Source organism: Wolbachia endosymbiont of Drosophila barbarae (assembly GCF_044752445.1).
Taxonomy (GTDB): domain Bacteria; phylum Pseudomonadota; class Alphaproteobacteria; order Rickettsiales; family Anaplasmataceae; genus Wolbachia; species Wolbachia pipientis.
On record NZ_JBIXJM010000167.1, the window covers coordinates 1 to 1,982 of the forward strand.

Annotated in this window: 4 protein-coding genes; 2 read left to right on the plus strand and 2 right to left on the minus strand. The window is 31.0% G+C overall.

Annotation, left to right across the window (positions count from 1 at the left end; all coding sequences use genetic code 11):
* Nucleotides 1-121 precede the first annotated feature (121 nt).
* Nucleotides 122-769 (plus strand): O-methyltransferase, encoded by a 648-nt coding sequence (locus tag ACIPNH_RS03245; RefSeq protein WP_400771703.1) that lies wholly within the window; start codon nucleotides 122-124, stop codon nucleotides 767-769.
* A 1-nt stretch (nucleotide 770) separates the two neighbouring features.
* Here ACIPNH_RS03245 and ACIPNH_RS03250 read toward each other — a convergent pair whose 3' ends face one another.
* Together ACIPNH_RS03250 and ACIPNH_RS03255 are read right to left on the minus strand one after the other, a co-directional pair.
* Nucleotides 771-1,424: a glutathione S-transferase family protein gene (locus ACIPNH_RS03250; RefSeq protein WP_065094500.1), complete on the minus strand. Its 654-nt coding sequence runs from the start codon at nucleotides 1,422-1,424 to the stop codon at nucleotides 771-773.
* Entirely contained in the window at nucleotides 1,421-1,612 is a 192-nt protein-coding gene (locus tag ACIPNH_RS03255) for a hypothetical protein (RefSeq protein WP_400771705.1), read from the minus strand. The genes ACIPNH_RS03250 and ACIPNH_RS03255 overlap by 4 nt, the downstream gene beginning before the upstream one ends.
* Nucleotides 1,613-1,645: 33 nt before the next feature.
* On the opposite strand from ACIPNH_RS03255, the gene ACIPNH_RS03260 reads away from it, so the two are divergent.
* Nucleotides 1,646-1,982, plus strand: a 337-nt coding sequence (locus ACIPNH_RS03260; RefSeq protein ID WP_174515693.1) for a transposase, incomplete at its 3' end; no start/stop codon positions are given.

A 1,982-nucleotide genomic window follows, 5' to 3' on the forward strand; every position in this document is an offset into this window, starting at 1 on the left:
TTTTGTCACTTAAAATTTTATACTATGAAATAATAACTTAAAATAAATGTTTTTATTATTTTAAACTATATTATTATATTTATAAATTGTGTATGAATTAAGTCTCCCTAATTTATAATATATGCGTAATAATTTTAGTATAAAATTGTCATACATAAGAAATCTATTTGCAAAAGAATATAAAAAAATAGAAGAATATTGTATTCTTGAAAAAAAGCAACATATTCAAATTGGCCCTGAAGAAGGAAAGCTATTAAGTTTATTTATAAAAATCCAAAAAATCAAAAGTATTGTTGAGATTGGCACGTTATACGGTTACTCGTCGATTTGCATGGCAAAAGCTCTACTAAAAGACGGTCATATATATACAATAGAAAATAATCCTCAACACTCAAGAATAGCAAAAAAGAATTTTAGTGCTTTTAATCTAAGTGATAAAATTACTCTAATAGAAGGCGATGCACTGGAAAAAATTAATGAATTATCAGCAAAAGCACCATTTGACATGATATTTATTGATGCTGACAAAAGTAGTTATCCTAAGTATTTAGATTGGGCAGAGTCATACATTAAACAAGATGGGCTAATCGTTGCAGATAACACTCTACTGTTTAACACAGTATTTTTAGAATCGCCTCCAAAAGAAGTATCAGAAAAATCATGGCATGCCATGAGGGAGTTTAATAATAGATTATCAGATGAAAAAAAATATTTCTCTATATTGGTTCCAACTGATGAAGGAATGACTGTAGCTTTAAAGCTAACATAAGTTAAAAATCAAGGTCAGCATAATGTTTAGGAGGGATTAAACCAGAAATCCTCTCTAATAATATCTCACGAAAACAAGGCTTTGATTTAACAATGGAGTACCATTCTTTTAAAATTTTACTTTTTTCCCATGGAAAACTACTTACATAATCCATTACGGAAATATGCGATGCTAAAGTAATATCAGCTAAAGTGAACTTATCAGTTGCAAGCCAAACGTTCTTGTTAATTAAGTGTTCGATGTATTCCATATGGCAAGGCAGGTTATGCTGAGCTGCATGAAGAAATCTAGAGTCAGGGCTGCGGTTAGTAATTACTTTTTCATTCATAATATACTTAGTAACTTCATTGTAAAATTTGTTATCGAACCAATTGATTAGAGCGCGTATTTTAGACTTAATAATAGTGGATGAACCAAGTAATTTGACGTCGCTATTGTAAGTCTCTTCTATATATTCACAAATGGCATTACTATCCGCTATTACAAAGTTATTATCTATTAACACTGGTACTTGCCCGGTTGGATTGATCTCCATAAATTCATTCCGCTTTTCCCACGGATTTTCATACACTAGATCACAGCCTAATTTTTTTTCTTTTAGAAAAGCTCTAACTTTTCGTGAAAATGGACAAAGAGGAAAATGATATAAAATCATAATGTTCCTCTTTTGTTATACCAATATCCTTTTTTTGTTACTCTATGGCTTGACCTACAACTGTACGAACTTTCTTTGTAGTCCACAGAAGTTTGCGTAGCAGGTAGTGTCATGCAAGTAGCTGACACTGGAATGGCTTTGTTGCATCGCTCAAGTGAAAAGAACTGGCAGTTACTGACAAAATTCATTATAAATAGCCATTTAACTGTTGAAGAAAAAATATGCCACAAAAAATGAGAGTCAGTAACTGCCATGAATATAACAAATTTCTCCAAGAAAGAGGAAGCATTTTTTGTTATATCAATGACGCCATAGAAAATTGGTACGAGAATTGTCCAAAAATGCAGGGCGGCAACTATATTTATAGTGATAAAGTTGTGATTTTGGTGCATATAATCGTCAGTTTCTTTAGAATTGGTTTAAGACAAACAGTCGGGTTTATAAAAGGGTATTTGCAACAAATAGGAAGAGATTTGGCAGTTATCAGCTATTCACAAGCATCAAGAAGGTTTAAGAAACTTAATATTAAGATAAATGATTGCAGAATTGATAAAAATA